We start from the raw sequence: 22,719 nt of genomic DNA, 5'->3' as shown, positions 1-22,719 counted from the left end.
TGCCGTCGCGCGGTCGGGCTCGCCATGCGCGCCGAGCGCAAGGTGATCGATCATCGACGGTTTGAAGTTTCACAGCTAACCGACTGTACAGCTGTCTGTTTTGGTCACGGCGGGGGCTTCGTCCCAGCCATCCACACCTTCTTGCCTGCTGCCAAGACGTGGATATCCGGGAGATCTGGCGCGAAGACGCGCCTCGCGCTTCTGCCCAGGCATGACGAAGATCAATGCGCGGGGATTCCTCCTCAGGTCGAAATAACGCCAATGTGAAATTCGGGGTCGCTCCGGGGTCAATTGACATTGACTGACCGGTCAGTCATATTAATTCTATGCCAAACTCACGATCCAGGCCCCCTGAAGACGCCTCCTCAAAGCCGGCCAATCGCCGGCGCAGGGAGCCTGCTGCCTCGGGCGAGGCGGTTACGCCGAATCCGCAGCCGTCCCAGCCACCCGCGCGCGCCGCGCGCGCGGCGCAGCGGCGCCAGGCCATCATCGATGCGGCGCTGGAAGAGTTCATCTCGCGCGGCTTCACCGCGACGCGGCTCGACGACGTCGCCAGGCGGGCCGGGGTCGCCAAGGGCACCATCTACCTGCACTTCAAGGACAAGGAATCGATGTTCGAGGAGCTGATCCGCACCGCTTTGGTGCCGCTGATCGGCCGGCTGCACGCCCCGCCGCCGATCGGCGGATCGGTGCGCGATGCGGTCGAGGGCTTTGCGCGGACCTTCGTCGCGGAGGTCGCGTCGACGAAGCGAGGCGAAATCGTGCGCCTGATCGTCGCGGAAGGGCCGAGGTTTCCGGCCGTAGCCGATTTCTACTATCGCGAGGTGGTATCGCGCGGACTTGCCGGCATGCGCGCGCTGATCGAACTCGGCGTTGCGCGCGGCGAAATCGCGCACGGGGAGCTGGCGCGCTTTCCGCAGATCATGGTGGCGCCGGCGCTGATCGCGGTGATCTGGCAAAGCCTGTTCAGCAGGCACGCGCCGCTGGACGTCACCGAGATGCTGCGTGTCCATCTCGACCTGATTTTTGGCGAACGGATGACGACATGACTTCGTCGCGAACGGCGTTGAAGATCCTGGCGGCGGTTGCGCTGGCGGCGCTGCTCACCGGCTGCAAAGACCACCGCGATCCCGGCTATCAGGGCTGGGTCGAAGCCGACATGATCTTTGTCAGCCCCGACGAGTTCGGACGCGTCACCAAACTGAATGTCCGCGAGGGCGACGAGGTCAAGGCCGGCGCGCAACTCTATTCCGTGGACGACGACCTGCAGCAGGCCGACCTCAACCAGAACAGGGCGACGCTGGCCAACGCGCAGCAAAGCTATGACCGCGCCGCCTCCCTGAGCAAGACCGGCTCCGGCACCCAGGCGACCCTCGACGCCGCCGTTTCTGCGCTGCGCGTCGCGGAAGCCCGCGTCAACACCTCGCAGACCCGGCTGGCGCGGCGCATCGGCTTTGCGCCGGTCGACGGCAAGGTGCAGCAGATCTATTTCCGCGAGGGCGAGACGGTGCCGCCGCAGCGGCCGGTGCTGTCGATCATGCCGCCCGGCAACATGAAGATACGGTTCTACGTGCCGGAGACGGAACTGCCGAAGCTTGCGATCGGCGACGAGGTGGAGGTGACCTGCGATAATTGCGCCGCCGACCTCACCGCGAAAATCTATTTCATCTCGACCGCGGCCGAATATACCCCGCCGGTGATCTACTCGCTCGATGAACGCAACAAGCTCGTCTATCTGATCCAGGCGCGGCCCGCGCGGCCCGACTCCCTGCGCGTTGGCCAGCCGATCAGCGTCTATCTCAATCCCAAGACGCCGGTGGCGGACAAGCGATGAGCGGGCTGCCCGATTCCGCCCCCGACATCGCGATCGACGTCCGGGGCCTGACCAAATCGTTCGGCGGCCGCGAGGTGGTGCATGACCTCTCGATGCAGGTGAAGCGCGGCACCATTTACGGCTTCCTCGGCCCCAACGGCAGTGGCAAGACCACCACCATCCGCATGCTCTGCGGCCTCCTGACGCCCGACAGCGGCGAGGGATCGTGCCTCGGCTACGACATCCGGCGCGACTCCGACAAGATCAAGCGCCAGGTCGGCTACATGACGCAGCGCTTTTCGCTGTATCAGGACCTGTCGGTACGCGAGAATCTGGAATTCGTCGCGCGGCTCTATGGCATGCGCGATGCACGAGGCGCCGCGCGCGACATGATCAAGCGGCTCGGCTTGAGCGGTCGCGAGGAACAACTCGCCGGCGAACTTTCAGGCGGCTGGAAACAGCGGCTGGCGCTCGGCGCCTGCACGCTGCCCAATCCGCAATTGCTGTTGCTGGACGAGCCGACCGCCGGCGTCGACCCCAAGGCGCGTCGCGATTTCTGGAACGAGATCCACGCGCTGGCCGCCGATGGGCTGACGGTTCTGGTCTCGACCCATTACATGGACGAGGCCGAGCGCTGTCACGAGATCGCCTATATCGCCTATGGTCATCTGCTGGCGCACGGCACCGTGGAGGAAGTGATCGCGAATTCGGCGTTGTCGACCTGGACCGTCACCGGCGACGATCTCCATAGACTGCAGGACCAGCTCACGGGCCAACCCGGCATCGACATGGTGGCGCCGTTCGGCACCAGCCTGCACGTGTCCGGCCGCGACAGCGCGGCGCTGGAGGCCAGCATTACCCCATACCGCGAAAACCACGGCTGGCACTGGCAGCACGGCGAGCCGTCGCTGGAGGACGTGTTCATCGAGCTGATGACCCGCTCGAAGGATAATTTCCAATGAGCATGACCGGCGCACCGAACCATCGAGGCGAAATCCCGGAGCCGCGATTCGGCTTCTGGCGACGCAGCTACGCGATGGTGATCAAGGAATTCATCCAGCTCCGGCGCGACCGCGTCTCGTTCGCCATGATCGTCATGCTGCCGGTGATGCAGCTTCTGCTGTTCGGCTACGCCATCAATACCACGCCGCATAATTTGCCGACGGCGGTGCTGTTGCAGGAGGACAGCGATCTCGGGCGCTCGATCCTGAAAGCGCTGGAGAACAGCGCCTATTTCCGCTTCACCTATGAGGTGCACGATGTCGCGGAGTTCGACGATCTCCTGCAGTCGGGTAAGGTGCTGTTCGGCGTCGAAATCCCGCGCGGCTTTGAGCGGGCGGTTCGCCGTGGCGACCGTCCGGCGCTGCTGGTCGCGGCCGATGCCACCGATCCCGTCGCCGCGGGCGCCGGGCTCGGCGCGCTCGGCACCCTGGTGCAGACCGCGCTCGAGCACGATCTCTTCACCGGCGACCCGCCGGTGATGCCGTTCGAGATCCGGGCGCATGCGCGCTATAACCCGGCGGCGTCGTCGCGGCTGAACATCGTGCCAGGCCTCGTCGGCACCATCCTGACCATGACCATGCTGATCTTCACGGCGCTCTCGGTGACGCGCGAGACCGAGCGCGGCACCATGGAAAGTCTGCTTTCGATGCCGATCAAGCCGGTGGAAGTGATGTTCGGCAAGATCATGCCTTACGTGCTGGTCGGCTTCCTCCAGGGCACGCTCATCATCGGCATCGGCGTGTTGCTGTTCGGGGTACCGGTTCTCGGCAGCCTGCCTTTGCTGGCGCTGCTCTCGACACTGTTCATCACCACCAACCTCTCGATCGGCTACACGTTCTCGACCATTGTGCAGAACCAGTTGCAGGCGATGCAGCTGTCGATGATGTTCTTCCTGCCGAGCATCCTGTTGTCCGGCTTCATGTTTCCGTTCGCGGGCATGCCGGTATGGGCGCAATATGTCGGCGAGGGCCTGCCGCTGACGCATTATATCCGCATCGTCCGCGCCATCATGCTGAAGGGCGCGGTCCTGCATAATCTGGAATACGACACCATCGCCCTGTTCGCCCTGATGCTGTTTGCCATGACCATCGCCGTGACGCGCTTCCGCCGAACGCTCGATTGAGGCAGGATGGGCGTCGAGGGAAACGCCATGCTGGGGTTATTGGGCAACAAGAAAGTCGATCGCGCGGCGGTACCGGCCGACTTCAGCCATGCCCTGATGCGGCAGGTGCTTCGCACCGAGCTGATCCGCATCAAGGCGCTGATCACGACGGCGGCGGTTTTGGGGTTCTCGATTTCGGCCCTCTACGTGTTCGACCCCTACGCAGTCAATCATCTCTGGCATGGCCATCTGACGCCGGCCTATCTCTACGCTGTCCTGATCCCGTTCATCCTGTTCGAGCTGTGGATCCACCGCGTTATCAAGCGCTTCCTGCGGCTCGACCGTGACGTGCCGGCCGTTAGGCGGTATCTGGGCGCACTGATCGAGACCTCGATGCCGACGATTGTGCTGGCACTGCACATCGACAGCATGGGGCGGGTGGAGGCGCTCGGCTTCGTGGTGCCCTTCATTTATTTCATCTTCATCATTCTCTCGACGCTGCGGCTGGATTTCTGGCTGTCGACCTTCACCGGCTTCGTCGCCGCGGCCGAGCTGTTTTATATGGCGATGTTCTTTCAAGTCGCCGGCAGCACCGAACCGCCGCCGGACCTCTATTATCACTCGGTGCGCAGTGTCGTGGTCCTGATCTGCGGCATGCTGGCGGGCGCGGTCGGGGTCCAGTTGCGCCGGCAGTTCGAGGCCAGCATTCTGGCGGCGACCGCGCGCGACCGCGTCACCAATTTGTTCGGCCAGCACGTGTCGCCGCAGGTGGTCGAACGCCTGATGGCGGAGGGCGCCGCGGCGGGAAGCGAAATCCGCCGGGTCGCGGTGATGTTCGTCGATTTCCGCAGTTTTACCGCAGGCGCGAGCACGCGTTCGCCCAGGGAAGTGGTGGATCGCCTCGACGGCGCTTTTGCTGTCCTGGTCGACATCCTCGACCGCCATGGCGGCATCGTGAACAAGTTTCTCGGCGATGGGTTCCTGGCGCTGTTCGGCGCGCCGCTCGAGGCGCCGGACGCTGCCCAGCACGCGGTCGCCGCCGCGCGAGAAATGCTGGGTGCGAACGAGCGCGCCAACCTTAGGACCAGCTGGCCATTGCGGATCGGCATCGGCATCCATTTCGGCGAAGTGGTCGCCGGCAATATCGGCTCGCCACGGCGCAAGGAATACACCGTGATCGGCGACACCGTGAATTTTGCAAGCCGGCTCGAAGCGCTCAACAAGGAATTTGACTCGCAGCTTCTGGTCTCGGCCGCGGTCCGCGACGCGCTCGGCGAAGACTGCGCGGACGCAAAGCCGCTCGGCGAGGTTACGGTGAGGGGCTATGATCGGCCGATGACGGTGTGGCAGTTGGGGTAGAAATCGAAACCGGAGACTTCAAATGCAACGTCGCTATGTCACTGTGGATGTGTTCACCGACCGGGCATTCGGCGGCAATCCGCTGGCCGTGGTGCTCGATGCCGGCGGGCTGTCGACGGCCCAGATGCAGGCCATCGCCACCGAGTTCAATTATGCCGAGACCACCTTCGTGCTGCCGCCGCGCGACGGCGCCAATGACGCGCAGGTGCGCATCTTTACCCCGAAGCAGGAGGTCCCGTTCGCGGGCCACCCTAATGTCGGCACCGCCTTCGTGTTGGCGACGCAGGCCAAAAAACCGCCTGCGCGATTTCGGTTCGAGGAGGGCGCCGGCCTCGTGCCGGTTGAGATCCTGCAGGAGGCGGGCAGGGTCGTCGGCGCCGAACTCACGGCGCCGCAAGCCCTGAGCAAGCCGACGCAATTGAGCGCCGAACAGGCCGCTGGCTGTGGCTCGCTGTCGGCGGCCGACATCAGGACCGACCGGCATCCGCCGCAAGTCGTTTCGGTCGGAATGCCGTTCCTGGTGGCGGAATTGAACTCACGGGACGCGCTGCGGCGCGCCAGGCCTGACGCTGCGGCGTTCGCGCGGACATTGCCGTGCGACGGCGCCTTTGCGGTCTACTTCTATACAAGCGACGTGCCGCCGGCCGAGCAACCGCTCGAGCTGCAGGCGCGGATGTTCTTTCCCGGGTCGAGCGGCCTTATCGAGGATCCCGCCACCGGCAGCGCCACGGTGGCTGCCGCGGCCATGCTGGCCGATCTCGCCGGCGAACGCGACGGCGAGCTGAAACTGCGGATCGGGCAGGGCGTCGACATGGGCCGGCCGAGCCTGTTGCTGACCCGAATCGTCAAGGCGAACGGCGGCATCGTCTCCGCCCATGTCGGCGGCGGTTGCGTGCCGATGATGGAGGGCACGTTCACGCTGGCGGGAGAGGGGTGAGGGACGGGGCAATATGATCAACTCGGTCATTCCGGGATGGTGCGTCAGCACCAGACCTCAGATGCGCAATTGCGCATCGGGGAATCTCGAGATTCTCCGATGTGCAATTGCACATCGTAGTTCGATGCTTTGCATCGCCCCGGAATGACGGCTAAACCTGCTTCGCCGCCAGATTTTCCACCCTCACCCCGTCGCGATCCCTGATGATCTCGGCGATCCACTGCCGGTGACAATGCAGATGATCGCGCTCGTAGCAGAGGATGCAGACCGGGCCGGATTTCTTCACCAGCGCCGCCAGCTCGTCGAGTTCTTCCTTGGCCTGCGGCGTCTTCAAATGTTTCGCATAGATCCTGTGCAGCAGGTCGAACTTGCCGCTGCGCGCGGCCTCGCGGCCGTCTTTCGGCGTGCCGAGCCCGCGCAAATGCAAATAGGAAATGCTGCGCTCGTCGAGGCCGGCGGCGAGCTGGTTCTTGGAAAAGCCGGGCCGTCGGGACGCGGCGACCGCCCGCACGTCCACCAGCAATTTCACCCCGGCGTTCTCGAGTTCGTCGAGCACCGCCTTGGCGGGGGTCTGTTCATAGCCGATGGTGAAGAGCTTCCTGGCCTTGGCCATGCTGGTCCCGTCAGCTCACCCGTTCGATCAGTTCCATGGCGCCGGCGGGTGCCCGCACCTTGCCCTCGTGGATCACATAGGCGAAGACGTCGCGCGGCGCTTTCTTCGATTTGGCCGCATCGGCGCGCGGCAGGTCGTCGGGCTCGTCGCCCGCGGCCCAAAGCTGCAGCCGCCTGGCCCAGGCGTCGAGCTCCTTTGGCGGATAGCAGGTCTTGATGTCGTCATTGCCCTTCTGCAGCCGGGCATAGACGAAATCGCCGGTGACATCCGCGATCGCCGGATACTTGCCGTGCTCGGCGAACACCACCGGCGTTTCGAATTTCCGCAGCAGCGCGATGAAATCGGGCGCGCAAAAGCTGTCGTGCCGCACCTCGACTACATGGCGAAGCGTGCGGCCCTCCAGCTTGCGCGGCAGCAATTCCAAAAACTTGCCGAAATCGGCCTCGTCGAATTTCTTGGTCGGCGCGAATTGCCAGAGCACGGGCCCCAGGCGGTCGCCGAGTTCCAGGACGCCGGAATCGTAAAACCGCTTGATCGAGTCGCCGGCCTCGGCCAGCACGCGCCGGTTGGTGGCGAAGCGCGGTCCCTTCACCGAAAACACAAAACCGTCGGGCACCTCGCGCGCCCATTTGCGAAAGCTCTCCGGCTTCTGCGAGCCGTAATAGGTGCCGTTGATCTCGATCGAGGTCAGTTTCGAGGCCGCGTATTCCAGTTCCTTCGCTTGGGTGAGTTTTTCCGGATAAAACACCCCGCGCCACGGCGCGAAGGTCCAGCCGCCGACGCCGATATAGATGTTGCCTGAATCCCTGGAAGCGGACTTCGAAGCCTTCTTGGGGGCCTTGCTCACCGGCTGCTCTCGTCACGAAGGAGGGGGGTCTCGCAGTCCAAGCCTAGTCAAATCGATCGCGGTTGGCCAGTTCGCCGAAGCCGGCCGCCCGACGCCTTCGTGACACTGCCGCCCGATCAAAAAAAGGCCCCGGACAACCGGGGCCTACGCCTTCCGCCGTCTGCCTCCCGGCAGCGGCCTGCTTCGCACTGGGTCGTTGCGATCTCTAGCGCGGGTCCCGGGTCGGCTTGTCCACCAGATGCTCGAGCGGCCGCAGCGTCTGCTTGGCAAGCTCCTTGTGCAGTCCGTAAATCGTCCGCGACCCCGCGACGAAGAGTTCGAAAGCGTGCTTGGTGAATTCGGCCTGCACCTCCACGGCCTTGTCTAGCGAGCGCACATCGCGCAACTTCTCGACATAGGACCGTGTCTCCTCGATCGATTTCCTGGTGTAGTCGCCATAGGCCTTGGCGATGGTCTGCAGGCTGACCGGGGCGGGCTCGGCCGGCGCGTCGGTATCGCTCGGCGCGTCTGCGTCGGCAGGGGCGGCGTCCGTTCCAATCGGTTCCGGGTCTGCCGGAGCGGCCGCCTCGATCGGCGCGGCCTCTATCGCCATGACGGCTTCGGCCAGCGCGATTTCAGCGGGGTCGACGGTCGCTTCAGTCGCAGCCACGACGGTGGCTGCTTCCACAATTTCCGCGTCGGCGGGAGCGGCGGCAATGTCGATCGGCGGTTCGGCCGCCTGCAATTCATCCGCCTGCGGGCTTGGCGGCAGCTCCGGTTTCGGGTTCCGCGGTGGCGCCTTCCGGCTGCGACGGCCGGATTTCGTCGTTGGCGTATTCTGGTCTGTGCTCGACATAGTCCTGATCTCCCCTAATCCTCAACCCAAGGAATCAGCCTCCGCCATGTTTACGCCGGAATCGCGATTCCCCGTTGTTCGTTGCGCGGCGCTGGTGTGGTGAGATTTTGAATGCGTGGTCGCCAGCGAAAATACTCCCGCTACCCTTGCACCGGCGTTCAAGTTAGGATGACGGTAAAAAAGGAGAACAGGATGCGGATGCTTATTGCGGCGGCACTGGCAATCACGGCTTCCGCCGCACTGGCCGATGAGGTCGATGAGGCGCACCGGCTCGCGGTATCGGGACGCGATTCCTACTGGAACTGTCTGGCACGGGAATACCAGCGGGAAAGCAACAAGGGCATGTCGGGCCCGGATTTCACCTCGCTGATCGCGAGCATCTGTCCCTCCGAACGGCAGAGTTTCCGGGTGGCGCTGGTGGATTTTCTGTCGCAGCAATACCCCAACGTCGATTCCGGGGCCCACATGACCACCGCCAACCAAGCCATCGCCGCGGCCCAGAAGGACGTCGTGACCGCCTTCGTCAATCACAAGGCGGCGGCGAAGTAGCATGTTGAGGCGGCTTGAACTGGCGGATATGGACCAGGCCGCGCAGATTCATCGAGCGGCATACGATTCCACATTGCCGTGGCTGGCAGGCCTTCATACGCCCGGGGAAGATCGATGGTTCTTCCGCGAGCGCGTGTTCCGGACGTGCGAGGTCTGGGGGGCTTTCGACGATGCGGCCATGACGAGCATCATCGCCTTCCGCAAGGACTGGATCGACCAGTTATACGTTCTGCCAGCGGCGCAAGGGCGCCGAGTTGGCACCGGCCTGCTTCAGGTCGCGCAGGATGCTTTCGATCGGTTGCAGCTCCTGACGTTCCAGCGCAACCGGCCGGCGCGGAGGTTTTACGAGGCGAGGGGCTTCACCCTGCTCCGGGAAACCGATGGCGCAGATAACGAAGAAAAGGAGCCGGATGCGCTCTATCTCTGGACCCGCCCTGAGGCGAGGAACGGCAGCGCGTGTTGAATCTGCGCGATGGGATCGCCGACCAGCCCGCACGCGTAAAGGATTTCGGCGATGGCGAAACCAATCAGGGCACCCTTCATGGCAACGATCAGGCAAAAGCCGACCGGGTTGTCATCGATGGTGCAGGTCCAGCCGCGGCTGGTGGCACTGCCTGAGATGATGTCCTTGCGGATGCCATAGATCGCGGCAAGGCCCAAAAGCCCGAAGACGGTGGCGATGAAGGCGGGAGGCATGAGCGAGGTCCGATTTTGTCCTCGCATCCCAGCACCGGCAGATTAAGTTCTGCTGAACCCCACTCGCCATTTTGGCTGTAATCTGCGATAGGGCAGTGGTGAGACCGCCGGGATATCGAGATGAATTCGGAAAAATTTGCTAGTATTTTAGGTGCGATCGTTGCCGCCGTGGTGCTGGTAATCGCGTTCTTGTATGGGCCGATCGGAAAACCGCCCAATCCTGGCCAGAAGGTTGAGTCGGCGGCGCAGCCGACAGCACCGCCGCCACCCGCCGCCCGGGGGCCGGTGGTGCGCGAGGTGCCGCAGTAAGCTTGCAACCATACGACCGGGGCCCCTTGCGGAACCCGACGGCCATCCCCATTTGACTAGGAACGGCGACGTCGATGCTTCATAGCTCCGGCGCTGGGACGGCCACTGAATAGTAAGGCTGCGCCGGATGTACGCGCGCCCTCTGTTCGTGGTCGTTGGCATTTCCGGGGTTGTTTTGGCTTCGTTTTGAGCGTTCCCGGCCCCGACAGCGCCTCAGCTCCCGCCCCAACTGTTCCTTGGCTTCCCCCGAGCCTATCGGATATATGCTGGCGCATGAATGAAGCCATCAGACCGGGCCCCGAAAGCCCGCCGCGGGCGATCGCAACCCCGGAGCTTTCGGTCGTCGTCCCCACCTTCAACGAGCGCGATAACGTCACCACGCTGTTCCACCGGCTGGAGACCGCGCTCGCCGGCAGGGCCTGGGAAGTCATTTTCGTCGACGACAATTCCCCCGACGGCACCTGGGACGTGGTGCGCGGCCTGGCGCGGCAGGATGCCCGCGTTCGCTGCATCCGGCGGATCGGGCGGCGCGGCCTGTCCGGCGCCTGCATCGAGGGGATTCTCGCCTCCAGCGCGCCGTGCGCCGCAGTCATCGATGCCGACCTGCAGCATGACGAGACGCAACTGCCGAAAATGCTGGGGCTGCTCGAGACCGGCGGGGCCGATCTCGTGATCGGCAGCCGCTACATCGAGGGTGGCAGCGCCGACAGTTTCAACAAGCAGCGCGCCGGCGCCAGTCAGCTCGCCACCGAGGTGGCAAAGCGCGTGCTGCGCGTCAAGATCGCCGATCCCATGAGCGGCTTCTTCATGATCCGCCGCGATCGCTTCGAACAACTGGCGCCGCAGCTCTCCACGCAAGGCTTCAAGATCCTGCTCGATGTCGTCGCCACCGCGCGCGGCGAACTGCGGATCAAGGAAATTCCTTTTACCTTCGGTTCGCGGCTGCACGGCGAGAGCAAGCTCGATTCCATGGTGGCGCTGGATTTCCTGGGGCTAGTGCTGGCGAAACTGACTCGCGACGTGGTGTCGCTGCGGTTCCTGCTGTTTGCGATGGTGGGTTCGATCGGCCTGTTCGTGCATTTCGCGGCACTGTATATCGCGCTCGAAGCTTTCGATTTGCCGTTTCCGAATGCGCAAGGCACTGCCGCGCTCTGCGCCATGACCAGCAATTTCATCCTCAACAATTTTCTCACCTATCGCGACCAGCGGCTGAAGGGGGTTGCGATCCTGCGCGGCCTGTTGCTGTTCTATCTTGTATGCAGCGTCGGCCTGCTTGCCAATGTCGGCGTGGCTTTCTCGGTCTATGACCAGGAGCCGATCTGGTGGCTGGCGGGCGCCGCGGGCGCGCTGATGGGCGTGGTGTGGAATTACGCGATGTCGGGACTGTTCGTCTGGCGCAAGCGGTGAAGCTTCGATGAGCGCGAACGAGGCGCGGCTCGTCCGTAACACCGTGCTGACGGTTTTGGCGCTGGTGGCGTTGCGGCTGGTGGCCGCCGCCTTTACGCCGCTGACCTTCGACGAAGCTTATTACTGGATGTGGTCGAAGCATCTGGCCGGCGGGTACTACGATCATCCGCCGATGGTCGCCTTCGTGATCCGGCTCGGCACCATGGTTGCCGGCGACACTGAACTGGGCGTGCGGCTCGCCTCGATCCTGCTGGCGCTGCCGATGAGCTTTGCGGTGTTCCGCACCGCCGAGATCCTGTTCGGCAGTGCGCGCGTGGCGGCGACCGCGACGATCCTGCTCAACGTTACCCTGATGGCGGCGGTCGGCGCGCTGATCGTCACGCCGGATGCGCCGCTGCTGGTGGCCTCGAGCTTCGTGCTGTTCTTTCTCGCCAAGCTGCTGGAGACCGAACGCGGTGCCTGGTGGCTTGCCGTGGGTGCCGCGGTCGGCGCGGCGCTGTTGTCGAAATACACCGCGCTGTTCTTCGGTCCGGCGATCCTGATCTGGCTGGTCAGCGTCGCCAAATTGCGGCGCTGGCTGCTGACGCCCTGGCCCTATCTCGGTGGCCTCGTAGCACTCGTGCTGTTTGCGCCGGTGATCCTGTGGAACGCCGACCACCACTGGGTGTCCTTCATCAAGCAGATGGGCCGCGCCAGGATCGAGGATTTCAGGCCGGTCTTCATCGCCGAATTGATCCCGACCCAGATCGCCTTCGCAACGCCGCTGGTGTTCATCCTCGGCGCGATGGGACTTCACGCGCTCGCCTGGCGCCATGCCGGCGCGTTCGCGGCCCGGGCGCTGATCAACGCGATGTTCTGGACCATCGTCGCCTATTTCGTCTGGCACTCGCTGCACGCCCGCGTCGAGGCCAACTGGTTCGCGCCGGTGTATCCACCCCTGGCGATCGCCGCCGCGGTTGCAGTCCATCTGGTGCCATGGGAAGCGAGGGCGCAGCGGCTTTCCGATTTCTGCCTGCGCTGGGCCTCGCCGGTCGGCATCGTGATGTTCGCCTTGTTGATCGTGCAGGCCAACACCGGCTGGCTTTCGGGTTATCGCCGCGATGCCACCGTGCGCAGCGTCGGCGTCGGCTGGCGCGACCTCGCCGCCGGCATCGAGGCGGTGCGTGTTCGCACCGGCGCCGCCTGCGTGCTGGCGGCGGATTACGGCACCACCGGCTGGCTCGCCTTCTATTTGCCCAAAGGGGATTGCGTGGTGCAGGCCACGCAGCGCATCCGCTGGGTCAACATGCCCGAGCCGGATCCGGCGCTGCTCGCCGGCAAGCTGCTCTACGTCGACGAGCTGCGGCCCGGTGGCCGGCCGTATCTGCAGGACGCGTTCAAGCGGATCGAACGGGTCGCGGAGCTCCAGCGTATGCGCGGGCCGCTCACCATTGAAACCTACGCGCTCGACCTGCTTGAGGATCCGACCGGCGCGGTGCTCGACCAGACGCCGCCGCCGGAACTGGAGTAGGGGGCGGGGGCGTTGCCAGACGTTCTTGCACTGTCGCGCCAAATTCCGTCGTCGTACCCCACGAAGGCGGGGTATCCGGTACGCCGCGGCTTCTCGCTTCTATCGTAGACGTCTCTGGAATACTGGATCATCCGCTTTCGCGGATGATGACAGCAGCGGCGTGTTCACGTGAACGGCCGCGACGCGAACGATTTCACAATAAGGCATTTTTGGGGCGACGAAATGAAGGGCGCTTCGGGCCGATATTGGGACAAGCGGCGCGCCCGATTTGATGCCGATCCGGACCATTCTCGACGTCACGCCGGAGCGCCGCGAACGCAACTGGTATCCGAAACGCGATGATGGAAGAAACCAGCCAAAATCGGGCTTAACTTCCCCGCAATTGCACGGGAAAACCGCGCGTTAACCATGCCCAACATCCGCCCCGACTTAATCCGCATTTAACTAAAAGTCGCCTTAATGACGCTCCGCACCTCTGCGAGATGATCGAGCGGACTTTCCGCGGGATTCATCGCGCGCCGGGCAGCGCTCGAACCGTGTCGCGGGAACGCGCATCGTCGGGCGCAGCCTGGAAGGGGATCAAGGTGGGACCAGTCTGGATGCAGGGCGGATGAGTTACAGTAGAGTTGCGTATTCTTCTTCGGCGGTGTCCAAACCCAAGCGCGCATCCCGGAAATCAGTTCCTCAGAATTTTCTCGGCGGTGCGGCCATCGCTGGCCTGGTGCTGGGAAGTGCGTGGACCGTCTACGCCAATGTGTTCCGCGCCGACGTCTATCCGCAACTCGGCAGCGCCAATTTCGATGCGCCGGTCGTAACGCGCCCGGCGGTCGCCGCGCGCCAGGCGCAGACGGTCGTGAGCGATGCGTTTGCGGCGCTGCGCGAACAGGCGCCGCCCGCGGCCGCACCCGCAGCACTTGCGCCTTCGTCAACGCTGACGTTCGACGACCGCTTCGCTGCCGCTGCTCCGCAAGGCGTCGAGCCGAAGTCGCAGCCTGAAACCCCCAAGGTCGCCGAGGCGCCGAAGCCGCAGCGCGAAACAGCAAAACTCGCGGACGCGGCGAAGCCGAGATCCGAAGCGCCGAAGCTTGCGGAAGCGTCGAAGGCGAAGGCGCCGGTTCAGGTCGCCGCGCTGCCGCCGCAGAGTCCGGCCGATGCGCCGGCAGATAAATCGCCCGCGGCTGCCGTGCGCGACATGGCGCAGCGCGCCAAGGCCGCGGTGATGTCGCTCGCTTCGAACGAGAGGCGGTCGATTTCCGAAAAGCTCTGGGGCAAGCAGCCCTCGCGTGGCTCGCTATTGGCCTACGCCTCTGCCGACGCCAGCGTCACCGGTAGCCTTGGACAAAATCTTGGACCAGACCTCGGGCAAAACCAGAATCCGGCGCTCGGCGGTTCGGCGCCGTATGATCGCTCGACCGCGGTCTACGACATTTCCGCGCACACGGTTTATTTGCCCGACGGCACCAAGCTCGAGGCGCATTCCGGCCTCGGCTCCGAGCTCGACGATCCGCGCTCCGCGCGGATCCGGATGCGCGGCGTGACGCCGCCGCATATCTACGAGCTGAAGCCGCGCGAGGCGCTGTTTCACGGTGTGCCGGCGCTGCGGCTGACTCCGATCGGCGGCGAAGACGCGATCTACGGCCGCAGCGGCCTGCTCGCACACACCTACATGCTCGGGCCCAATGGCGATTCCAACGGCTGCGTCTCCTTCAGGGATTACAACGCCTTCCTGAACGCCTACCGCAACCAGGGCATCAAGCGCCTTGCGGTGGTCGCACGGGTGGAGTGAGACGAGGGCGTCATCGCATTTGATCGCGAGGTCATGGCGAACGATCATCCTCCATTCCGGGGCGGCGCGATGCGCCGAGCTCCTCACGCCATCAGCGTCTTGTAGATCTGCCGCTCCGCCTCGATCGCGGCCTTCACCCGAGGGCGCCCCTGGATGCGGTCTAGATAGCTGACCAACGACGGCCACGACGCGACATCGACGCCGCCGCGCCCGAGCAGCAGCAGTGACCAGGCGAGATAGGCATCGGCCACGGTGAAGCGCTCGCCGACGAGGTATTGTCGGTCATCGAGATGTTCGGCGGCGACCGACACGTTTTTGCCGATCCGCTCGCGCGCAATCGCGTTGGCCGCTTGGTCTTTGTACCAGAAGGTCGGAAACAGGAATGCCTTGTGGATCTCGGTGCCGACGAAAGACAGCCACTCCTGGAGCCGGTAGCGGTCGGGATCGCCCGGTGGCGGCGCGAGCCCGAACTCCGGACGGAGATCGGCGATGTATTGCAGCACGGCTGCGTTTTCGGTCAGCCGCTCGCCGTTTTCCAGCACCAGCACCGGCACGGCGCCCTTCGGTGACACCGCCCAGAAGTCGGTATCGTCCTCGATCACCTTCTTTTTCCAGAGATGCACCAAATGATAGCGCGCCTCGATGCCGGCCTCCATCAACGTGATGCGGCTGGCGAGCGAGCAGGCCATCGGCCAGAAATAAAGCTGCAGCATCATGGCCTCCGTCAGCGTTAGACCAGCGCGCCGCTGCCGCGCGCGATAATCGCAAAACGGTCGGAAAGTTCGGCGAGCGCGACGTCATGGACCGTTGCCGCCGGAATCGTCCCGCCGCGGCCGTCGGGGAGGTCGCGCGTGGCGCAGCTGTCGGCGTTGATGGTAATCCGAAAGCCGAGATCGAGTGCTGCTCGCGCGGTGGAGCTGACGCACATATGCGTCATCAATCCCGCGAGGATGACGTTCCTGTGCCCGGCAGCCTGGAGGCGCGCCTGCAGATCTGTCCCGGCGAAGGCGTTGGGCAATTCCTTCTCGATCACGGGCTCGTCGGCGAGCGGGGCCAGCGCGGCGACAATGGCGCCGCGCTCTGTGGCGCGATCGAACAAGCCGCCGGCTTTCCCCCTGTGCGCGACGTGAAACACCGACGTTCCGCGGTTTCGCGCCCGCGCCAGCAGTTTTGCGGCACTTGCGACCGCGGCTTCGGCATCGGGCAGCGCGACCGGGCCCGCGAGATATTCGTTCTGCAGATCGATCAGGACCAGACAGGCGTCGCTCAGCCGGGGAAGGCTTAGGTCGGCGCCAGCGAGTTCAAGCAGGGTTTTAGCGGTGGTCATGGTGGCCTCGATCTCGGAGTGAAGTTGCCGAAGACCAAGACATAGCGAACCGCAGCCTGCTTTCACGCAGGACTATTGCAGCCGATGGCTGCATTATTGCAGGTAGCGCAGGCTTCGTGGTATCTCCGGTGCATGAATTGGGACGATCTTCGCATCGTAACGGCGGTCCGCGACGAGGGTACCTACGCCGGCGCCAGTGCGCGACTGCGCATCGACGAGACGACAGTCGGGCGGCGGCTGGCGCGGATCGAGCGTGCGCTGGGTTGGAGATTGTTCGAGGCCGTCGACGGCGTGCGCAGGCCGACCCGGCAATGCGAGACGGTGCTCGCGCATATCCAGGCGATGGCGGGGCATGTCGCCGAGATCGGCAAGGTCGGCGAGAGCCTGCCCGGTCTGAGCGGGCGTTTCCGGATCGCTTCCACCAATGCGGTGGCGGAAGAACTGCTGGCGCCGCGCGCCAACACATTGCTGGTGCGGAACCCTGGCCTCGCCCTGCAATTCCTCACCTCCAGCGAAAATGTAAAATTCTCGCGCTGGGCAGCCGATCTTGCCATTCGTCTGCGCAAGCCGGACAAGGGCGATTTTACCATTTCGAAGCTTGCGGAAGTCCGGTTGTATTTCATCGAGCCCGTCGCGGCTGCGGGTTTCGAACCGGTGGTCTGCGGCTATCCGGAGGACCTCGGCTCGATCCCGGAATCGCAGTTCCTGAAGGCGAGGGGACTGCAGCAGCGCGCGCGTTGCGTCACCGACAACGTCCGCGTCATCAGAGGACTGATCCAGTCCCATCAGGCCCTGGGCATCCTGCCCGAACACTCCTGCGCGGATTTGCTCGCCGACCGCCGCCTGCGCGCCACGCTCTTGCCCCGCCGCCGCGATGTCTGGCTATTGGTGCAGAACCACCTCAAGCGCGATCCCGCCGCGCGCGCCGTGATCGATTGGGCGCGCGATTGCTTTCATGAATTTGCGAAGGGATAGGGAGGAATGGGACAAGCCATCCTTCGTCCGGGTCGGCGCTTTTGTGCCACGCGACGACAGGCTCCAGGCCTGCGCAAAGAGCCGCGCCCCGAATGACAAGATTTGTGACGTGCCTCGCGATCCAGCCCAAACGAAAACCCCGGCATCGCTGCCGGGGTTTTGCATTTCTGGATGATCGCCTGAAGCGAGATGGACTGCTTAGAAGTCCATGCCGCCCATGCCGCCGCCCGGGGGCATACCGCCGCCGCCGCCGGCGTTCTTCTTCGGCAGTTCGGCCACCATGGCTTCGGTGGTGATCAAGAGAGCCGCGACGGACGCCGCGTTCTGGATCGCCGCACGGACCACCTTGGTGGGATCGATGATGCCCTTCTTGACGAGATCGCCGTATTCGCCGGTCTGCGAGTCGAAGCCGTACGCATACGACTTGTTCTCGAGGATCTTGCCGACGATGACGGAGCCGTCTTCGCCCGCGTTGATCGCGATCTGGCGAGCCGGCCAGGACAGCGCCTTGCGCACGATCTCGACGCCGGTCTTCTGGTCGTCGTTCTTGGTGCGCAGGCCCTTGAGCTGCTCGGAAGCACGCAGCAGCGCAACGCCGCCGCCGGGAACGATGCCTTCTTCGACGGCTGCACGCGTCGCATGCATCGCGTCGTCAACGCGGTCCTTGCGCTCCTTGACTTCGACTTCGGTCGCGCCGCCGACGCGGATCACCGCGACGCCGCCCGCGAGCTTGGCCAGACGCTCCTGCAGCTTCTCGCGGTCGTAGTCCGAGGTGGTTTCCTCGATCTGCGCCTTGATCTGCGTCACGCGTGCCTCGATGTCGGCCTTCTTGCCGGCGCCGTTGACGATGGTGGTGTTCTCCTTGTCGATCATCACCTTCTTGGCGCGGCCGAGCATGTTGAGGGTGACGTTCTCGAGCTTGATGCCGAGATCTTCCGAGATCGCCTGGCCGCCGGTCAGGATCGCGATGTCCTGCAGCATGGCCTTGCGGCGATCGCCGAAGCCCGGAGCCTTGACGGCCGCGACCTTCAGACCACCGCGCAGACGGTTGACGACGAGGGTGGCGAGAGCTTCGCCTTCGACGTCTTCCGCGACGATGACCAGCGGCTTGCCGGTCTGCACCACGGCTTCGAGCAGCGGCAGCAGCTCGTTCAGCGAGGAGAGCTTCTTCTCGTTGATCAGGATGTAGGCGTCGTCCATCTCAACGCGCATCTTGTCGGCGTTGGTGACGAAGTAGGGGGAGATGTAGCCGCGGTCGAACTGCATGCCTTCGACGACATCGAGTTCGGTTTCCAGCGACTTGGCTTCCTCGACCGTGATGACGCCCTCGTTACCGACCTTCTTCATGGCGTCGGAGAGGAACTTGCCGATCTCGGCGTCGCCGTTGGCGGAGATGGTGCCGACCTGGGCGATTTCCTCGTTCGAGGTGACCTTCTTGGAGTTCTTGACGAGGTCGGCGACCACGGCTTCCACCGCCATGTCGATACCGCGCTTCAGATCCATCGGGTTCATGCCGGCGGCAACCGATTTGGCGCCTTCACGGACGATCGCAGCCGCAAGCACGGTCGCGGTGGTGGTGCCGTCGCCGGCCGCGTCGGCCGACTTGGAGGCGACTTCGCGCACCATTTGGGCGCCCATGTTCTCGAACTTGTCGTCAAGCTCGATTTCCTTGGCGACGGTGACGCCGTCCTTGGTGATGCGGGGCGCGCCGAACGACTTGTCGAGCACGACGTTGCGGCCCTTGGGGCCGAGCGTCACCTTGACGGCGTTGGCGAGGATGTCGACACCGCGCAGCATGCGATCGCGCGCGTCGACGCCGAATTTGACTTCTTTAGCTGACATATTTTGCTTCCTTGAAATCTATGAGGGGAAAAGGCGCTTAGGCGGCCTTCTTCTTGGTCGCGGGAAAGTCGGTCAGAACGCCCATGATGTCGCTCTCCTTCATGATCAGGAGCTCTTCGCCATCGAGCTTGACCTCGGTGCCGGACCACTTGCCGAACAGCACGCGGTCGCCGACCTTGAGATCGATCGGGATCAGCTTGCCGGCTTCGTCACGGCCGCCCGGGCCGACAGCGGTGATTTCGCCCTGCGAGGGCTTTTCCTTGGCGCTGTCCGGGATGATGATGCCGCCGGCTGTCTTCTCTTCGGCGTCGATGCGCTTGACCACGACGCGGTCGTGAAGCGGACGGAATTTCATGCAGTCCTCCTAAGTTTCTGAAGATGTTGTCGAATTTTGGATTTTGGCAGTCTATGCCAGCGAGTGCCAGCGCGACTTCAGTGGACATAGTCCACACTTCTGCGGGGAACAAGGGCTTTTAGCAGAAAAATTGGCACTCAAATATGACGCCTGCCAATTTCATTAATCATGATTAATCCGGCCGGCCGACCCTCGAATCCCGTATTAGCACCTGCGGTAAGCTGCTGCCAACGCGCCATTTTTCAACAAACCGTTAAACATTTAGGCTTGTGATGTGTTGGTATCGTGCGTCACATTTCTCTCATGTGAGCGCATCTCCGCCGGGGTGGCTCCGGTTGGCGGCCACCACGTGAAATGCGCTCCAGCAATGGAGGTTTGGCATGGTCTCGCGGGTTGGGGTTGTTTCCGATGATTTCCGGAAGCAGGTGCTGGGTTATGGGCTGACGACGGCGCAGATTCTGTATCGGATGCCGGATCATCCCTCGCTGCTGCAGACCTACGTCTGGCAGAATTACGACCTGTTTCCAAAATTCCCGGCGCTGAAGGATTTCCTCGCCTTCTGGCAGGAAAAACTCGAAGGCCCGCTGTTCTCGGTCACGGTGGCGCATTCCAAGCTGATCAAGCCCGCCGAACTGCGTGCGGTCGACGGCGTCTTCCGGCTGCACTGACGCCAAGCAGGTCTTCGGAGGGTGGGCAAGGCGAGCCCACCACAACGCGCTCGGCCGGCATGGTGGGCACGGTGCAAGCGCACCTTTGCCCACCCTACAAATTACTGCGCACCGCGATCTGTGCTAACGTTTTCCCACGACACCGAAGGGGAGAACGTCGATGGCCAAGCAGAAGCCGAAATCGAGGGCAGCAAGCCGCACCGCCGCGCAGAAGAAATCGCCCGCGCGCACAGCCGCCGGCAAGACAACCAGGAAGACCACCGCCAAAACCACGGCGCGAAAGAAACTCGAGGCCAAGGGCCGCGCGCCGGCGCCGGTCAAGCGCGCCCGTCCCAAACAGCGCGTCGCCATCAGCCATCACCGCGAAGAGGATTTTAGAGCCGACGGCCTGCGCTCCTACGCGCAATACCGCGACCTCGGGATAGCCGAGGCAAGCCAGGGCCTGGCGCGGGCGCACGTGATCCGGTTGATCGGACCGTGCGATCCGGCGGAAGTCTCAAAACTGCATTTCCACGACGTCGACTTCCAGATGGTCTACGTGCTGAAAGGCTGGGTCAAAACCTACATGGAAGGACAGGGCGAAACCTTGATGAAAGAGGGCTCCAGCTGGACCCAGCCGCCCCGGATCAAGCATTTGATCATGGACTATTCCGACGACGTCGAATTGCTTGAAGTGATCCTGCCCGCGGAGTTCAAGACCACCGAACTTTCGGCATGAGGCGCGCGTTTCGTCATGCGGGCGCGCTAGGCAGCCAGACCTCTTTCAATCAGGTTCGGGCGGTTTAGCGATTGTGAGGCGCGACTATCGCGAAGATATCGACTGGCTGCGCGCCATCGCGGTGCTCGCGGTCGTCGCGTTCCACAATCTCGAGCCGCCGGCAAACTTCGGCGGCTTCGTCGGCGTCGATATCTTCTTCGTGATCTCAGGCTACCTGATCACCGGGGTCATCCAGTCGGAAGTCGCGGCCGGCACGTTTTCCTTTGCGCGGTTCTACGAGCGACGGGTGCGACGGCTGCTGCCCGCGCTGTATGCGATGGTGGCGCTGACTGCGATCCCGTCCTTTCATTATCTCCTGACCTCGGAACGGGCGGACTTCTTCCTTTCGGTCGTGTCGGTGATCACCTTCACTTCGAATTTCTTCTTCTGGTTTCAGACCGGCTATTTCGGCCATGCGGCGGTGGAGAAGCCGCTGCTGCATACCTGGTCGCTCGCGGTCGAAGAGCAGTTCTATCTGGTGCTGCCGATCCTGTTGTGGGGGGTGCTTCGACTGTCCCGAGGGCACCGCCTGGTGCTGCCGGCAGTGCTCGGCGCGCTGGGACTGGCCTCGTTTACGCTTTCGATCTGGTTGATGGGGAGCGACCGCTCCGCCAACGCCTTCTTCATGAGCCCGCCGCGGGCCTGGGAATTCCTGGCCGGCGGGCTCCTTGCGGTCCAGGGATTTCCGGTGCTGCGCCACGCCCTGGCGCAAGGCATTGTGCGCGGTATCGCGCTGGCGCTGCTCGCGATCCCGATCTTCTCGCTGCGCCCGGGTCCGGGATTTCCCGGCTTCAACGCGCTCACACCCTGCCTCGGCGCGGCGCTGTTCATCTGGAGCGGTATCGGCGTGCCGACGCAGGAGCGGAGCTGGTATTCGCCGCTCGCTGCGGCAAGATTCGTCGGCCAGATCTCCTATTCGCTATACCTCTGGCACTGGCCGCTATTCGCTTTCGCGCGGTTCTCCAAGAGCAGCCTGGTGCTCGAGACGAGCGACAAGATCGCGCTGTTCGGGCTGACGCTGGGGCTGTCCTATCTGTCGTGGCGGTTCGTCGAGCAGCCGTTCCGCGGCAAGTCGCTGGCGCGGACGCGGCGCGACGCGTTCCGCATCGCCGCGCTTGCGTCGGTGCTGCTGCTGGCCGGCAGCGCCGCCGGCTTGCTGTTGAGCCAGACGCCGTCCGGCGCCGACCTATTCGCGCTGAAAATTGAAGTCTACAACGGCTACGATCGCCGGGTGCCGTATCGCGAGGGCAGTTGTTTCGCGCCCGCCAGCGGCCGTTTCGACGATGCCTGTCTCGGCTTCGCGTCGGGCAAGGCCCATGTGCTGCTGTGGGGCGACAGCTTTGCCGCGCAATATGTTCACGGGCTCGCTGGCATGACCGATCCGCAGGCAACGAACATCCTGCAGGCGACAGAGCCGGCATGCATGCCGACCTTCAACGCGGCGGCCCAGGGCAACGCCTCCTGCCGCAGCTTTGCGGCGCAGATGGATGCATTCTTCGCCAAACACAAACCCGACCACGTCATCCTGTCGGCGGACTGGCTGGAATATGCCCGCCCGCCGCGGTTCGATGGCATGATCGCCGACCTCAGGCAAACCATCGCGAAACTCGGGGATCTCGGCATCCCGGTGACGCTGCTCGGCCCTGCCGTGCAGTTCAAGGCGAGGCTGCCCTCGATGCTGATGCGCGCGCATCTGCGCCAGGTCGAGGCGCGGTCCGACGATTTCGTTCTGCCCGATATCTTTGCCCTGGACCAGAACATGCAGGCCGCTCTGCCGGCGAGCAACGAATTTTCTTACGTGTCGGTGCTCGCCGCGGTCTGTTCGGCACGGCAATGCCCGCTCACCATCGATGGCGGCATTCCGTTGTCGTTTGACCACGCCCATCTCACGGCGGAGGGCTCTTCTTACGTGATGGGCCGCCTGGCGCCGCTGCTGGGATTGAACTCGTCATTCCGGGGCGACGCAGAGCGTCGAACCCGGAATCTCGAGATTCCGGATTCGCGCTAACAGCGCGCCCCGGAATGACGGG

24 protein-coding genes are annotated in these 22,719 nt (G+C 64.0%); 16 read left to right on the top strand and 8 right to left on the bottom strand.

Annotated features, from left to right (window positions below; genetic code table 11):
• Positions 1 to 326: 326 nt before the first annotated feature.
• Genes B5525_RS39000 through B5525_RS38975 form a run of 6 tightly spaced genes read left to right on the top strand, consistent with a single transcriptional unit; the run spans position 327 to position 6,213 of the window.
• Positions 327 to 1,049 carry a TetR/AcrR family transcriptional regulator gene (locus B5525_RS39000; protein WP_079571451.1) on the top strand — a complete coding sequence of 241 codons (723 nt, stop codon included), beginning with the start codon at positions 327 to 329 and terminating at the stop codon, positions 1,047 to 1,049.
• Entirely contained in the window at positions 1,046 to 1,834 is a 789-nt protein-coding gene (locus B5525_RS38995; RefSeq protein WP_079571450.1) for an HlyD family secretion protein, read from the top strand. Before B5525_RS39000 ends, B5525_RS38995 begins: the two co-directional genes overlap by 4 nt.
• Complete coding sequence (locus B5525_RS38990) at positions 1,831 to 2,775, top strand: ABC transporter ATP-binding protein (protein WP_079571448.1); 945 nt, start codon at positions 1,831 to 1,833, stop codon at positions 2,773 to 2,775. The genes B5525_RS38995 and B5525_RS38990 overlap by 4 nt, the downstream gene beginning before the upstream one ends.
• Complete coding sequence (locus B5525_RS38985) at positions 2,772 to 3,938, top strand: ABC transporter permease (protein ID WP_079571446.1); 1,167 nt, start codon at positions 2,772 to 2,774, stop codon at positions 3,936 to 3,938. Before B5525_RS38990 ends, B5525_RS38985 begins: the two co-directional genes overlap by 4 nt.
• A gap of 27 nt (positions 3,939 to 3,965) precedes the next feature.
• Positions 3,966 to 5,276 (top strand): adenylate/guanylate cyclase domain-containing protein, encoded by a 1,311-nt coding sequence (locus B5525_RS38980; protein ID WP_079574385.1) that lies wholly within the window; start codon positions 3,966 to 3,968, stop codon positions 5,274 to 5,276.
• A gap of 22 nt (positions 5,277 to 5,298) precedes the next feature.
• A complete protein-coding gene (locus B5525_RS38975; RefSeq protein WP_079571444.1) occupies positions 5,299 to 6,213 on the top strand; it encodes a PhzF family phenazine biosynthesis protein in 915 nt (304 codons plus the stop codon).
• A 151-nt stretch (positions 6,214 to 6,364) separates the two neighbouring features.
• On the opposite strand, the gene B5525_RS38970 is transcribed toward B5525_RS38975, so the two are convergent.
• The 3 genes from B5525_RS38970 to B5525_RS38960 all read right to left on the bottom strand — a co-directional run bounded on the left by B5525_RS38970 (position 6,365) and on the right by B5525_RS38960 (position 8,397).
• The gene (locus B5525_RS38970) at positions 6,365 to 6,826 is read right to left on the bottom strand and encodes a DUF488 family protein (RefSeq protein WP_079571443.1); all 462 of its coding nucleotides are present in this window, start codon (positions 6,824 to 6,826) and stop codon (positions 6,365 to 6,367) included.
• Positions 6,827 to 6,836: 10 nt separating this feature from the next.
• Positions 6,837 to 7,673, bottom strand: coding sequence for a DUF72 domain-containing protein (locus tag B5525_RS38965; protein WP_079571441.1), 837 nt, complete (start codon positions 7,671 to 7,673; stop codon positions 6,837 to 6,839).
• A gap of 205 nt (positions 7,674 to 7,878) precedes the next feature.
• Positions 7,879 to 8,397: a phasin family protein gene (locus B5525_RS38960; protein WP_244567733.1), complete on the bottom strand. Its 519-nt coding sequence runs from the start codon at positions 8,395 to 8,397 to the stop codon at positions 7,879 to 7,881.
• Between the two features lie 303 nt (positions 8,398 to 8,700).
• On the opposite strand from B5525_RS38960, the gene B5525_RS38955 reads away from it, so the two are divergent.
• Both B5525_RS38955 and B5525_RS38950 read left to right on the top strand, forming a co-directional pair.
• Positions 8,701 to 9,057, top strand: coding sequence for a hypothetical protein (locus B5525_RS38955; RefSeq protein WP_079571439.1), 357 nt, complete (start codon positions 8,701 to 8,703; stop codon positions 9,055 to 9,057).
• A gap of 28 nt (positions 9,058 to 9,085) precedes the next feature.
• Positions 9,086 to 9,520: a GNAT family N-acetyltransferase gene (locus tag B5525_RS38950; protein ID WP_338075249.1), complete on the top strand. Its 435-nt coding sequence runs from the start codon at positions 9,086 to 9,088 to the stop codon at positions 9,518 to 9,520.
• Here B5525_RS38950 and B5525_RS38945 read toward each other — a convergent pair.
• Positions 9,475 to 9,753, bottom strand: a complete 279-nt coding sequence (locus B5525_RS38945; protein ID WP_079571436.1) for a hypothetical protein — start codon at positions 9,751 to 9,753, stop codon at positions 9,475 to 9,477. The two genes, B5525_RS38950 and B5525_RS38945, sit on opposite strands and share 46 nt — an antisense overlap.
• Before the next feature lie 120 nt (positions 9,754 to 9,873).
• Between B5525_RS38945 and B5525_RS38940 the strand changes: the two genes are divergently transcribed.
• The 4 genes from B5525_RS38940 (at position 9,874) to B5525_RS38925 (ending at position 14,765) form a co-directional block, all read left to right on the top strand.
• Complete coding sequence (locus B5525_RS38940) at positions 9,874 to 10,062, top strand: hypothetical protein (protein WP_079571434.1); 189 nt, start codon at positions 9,874 to 9,876, stop codon at positions 10,060 to 10,062.
• Between the two features lie 273 nt (positions 10,063 to 10,335).
• Positions 10,336 to 11,469, top strand: coding sequence for a glycosyltransferase (locus B5525_RS38935; protein ID WP_079571432.1), 1,134 nt, complete (start codon positions 10,336 to 10,338; stop codon positions 11,467 to 11,469).
• 7 nt (positions 11,470 to 11,476) lie between these two features.
• Complete coding sequence (locus tag B5525_RS38930) at positions 11,477 to 12,979, top strand: glycosyltransferase family 39 protein (protein WP_079571431.1); 1,503 nt, start codon at positions 11,477 to 11,479, stop codon at positions 12,977 to 12,979.
• 610 nt (positions 12,980 to 13,589) lie between these two features.
• Complete coding sequence (locus B5525_RS38925) at positions 13,590 to 14,765, top strand: DUF2778 domain-containing protein (protein ID WP_079571429.1); 1,176 nt, start codon at positions 13,590 to 13,592, stop codon at positions 14,763 to 14,765.
• A gap of 83 nt (positions 14,766 to 14,848) precedes the next feature.
• Here the strand turns inward: B5525_RS38925 and B5525_RS38920 are convergent, their stop codons facing one another.
• Entirely contained in the window at positions 14,849 to 15,478 is a 630-nt protein-coding gene (locus tag B5525_RS38920) for a glutathione binding-like protein (protein ID WP_079571427.1), read from the bottom strand.
• Positions 15,479 to 15,495: 17 nt separating this feature from the next.
• Entirely contained in the window at positions 15,496 to 16,092 is a 597-nt protein-coding gene (locus tag B5525_RS38915; RefSeq protein ID WP_079571426.1) for a cysteine hydrolase family protein, read from the bottom strand.
• A gap of 132 nt (positions 16,093 to 16,224) precedes the next feature.
• Between B5525_RS38915 and B5525_RS38910 the strand changes: the two genes are divergently transcribed.
• Positions 16,225 to 17,067, top strand: a complete 843-nt coding sequence (locus B5525_RS38910; protein ID WP_079571424.1) for a LysR family transcriptional regulator — start codon at positions 16,225 to 16,227, stop codon at positions 17,065 to 17,067.
• 198 nt (positions 17,068 to 17,265) lie between these two features.
• Here the strand turns inward: B5525_RS38910 and groL are convergent, their stop codons facing one another.
• Positions 17,266 to 18,909 carry a chaperonin GroEL gene (gene groL / locus B5525_RS38905; RefSeq protein ID WP_079571422.1) on the bottom strand — a complete coding sequence of 548 codons (1,644 nt, stop codon included), beginning with the start codon at positions 18,907 to 18,909 and terminating at the stop codon, positions 17,266 to 17,268.
• A 37-nt stretch (positions 18,910 to 18,946) separates the two neighbouring features.
• Positions 18,947 to 19,264: a co-chaperone GroES gene (locus tag B5525_RS38900; protein WP_079571421.1), complete on the bottom strand. Its 318-nt coding sequence runs from the start codon at positions 19,262 to 19,264 to the stop codon at positions 18,947 to 18,949.
• Between the two features lie 380 nt (positions 19,265 to 19,644).
• On the opposite strand from B5525_RS38900, the gene B5525_RS38895 reads away from it, so the two are divergent.
• From B5525_RS38895 to B5525_RS38885, 3 genes are all read left to right on the top strand, one after another.
• Positions 19,645 to 19,932 carry an usg protein gene (locus B5525_RS38895; protein ID WP_079571419.1) on the top strand — a complete coding sequence of 96 codons (288 nt, stop codon included), beginning with the start codon at positions 19,645 to 19,647 and terminating at the stop codon, positions 19,930 to 19,932.
• A gap of 160 nt (positions 19,933 to 20,092) precedes the next feature.
• Positions 20,093 to 20,650, top strand: a complete 558-nt coding sequence (locus B5525_RS38890) for a cupin domain-containing protein (protein WP_079571418.1) — start codon at positions 20,093 to 20,095, stop codon at positions 20,648 to 20,650.
• Positions 20,651 to 20,723: 73 nt separating this feature from the next.
• Complete coding sequence (locus B5525_RS38885; RefSeq protein ID WP_079571416.1) at positions 20,724 to 22,697, top strand: acyltransferase family protein; 1,974 nt, start codon at positions 20,724 to 20,726, stop codon at positions 22,695 to 22,697.
• Positions 22,698 to 22,719: the final 22 nt, after the last annotated feature.

This window comes from Bradyrhizobium erythrophlei, from assembly GCF_900129505.1.
Taxonomy (GTDB): Bacteria; Pseudomonadota; Alphaproteobacteria; order Rhizobiales; family Xanthobacteraceae; genus Bradyrhizobium; species Bradyrhizobium erythrophlei_D.
Note: the sequence above shows the minus strand (reverse complement) of the source record. Positions and strands in the feature narration are given on the sequence as shown.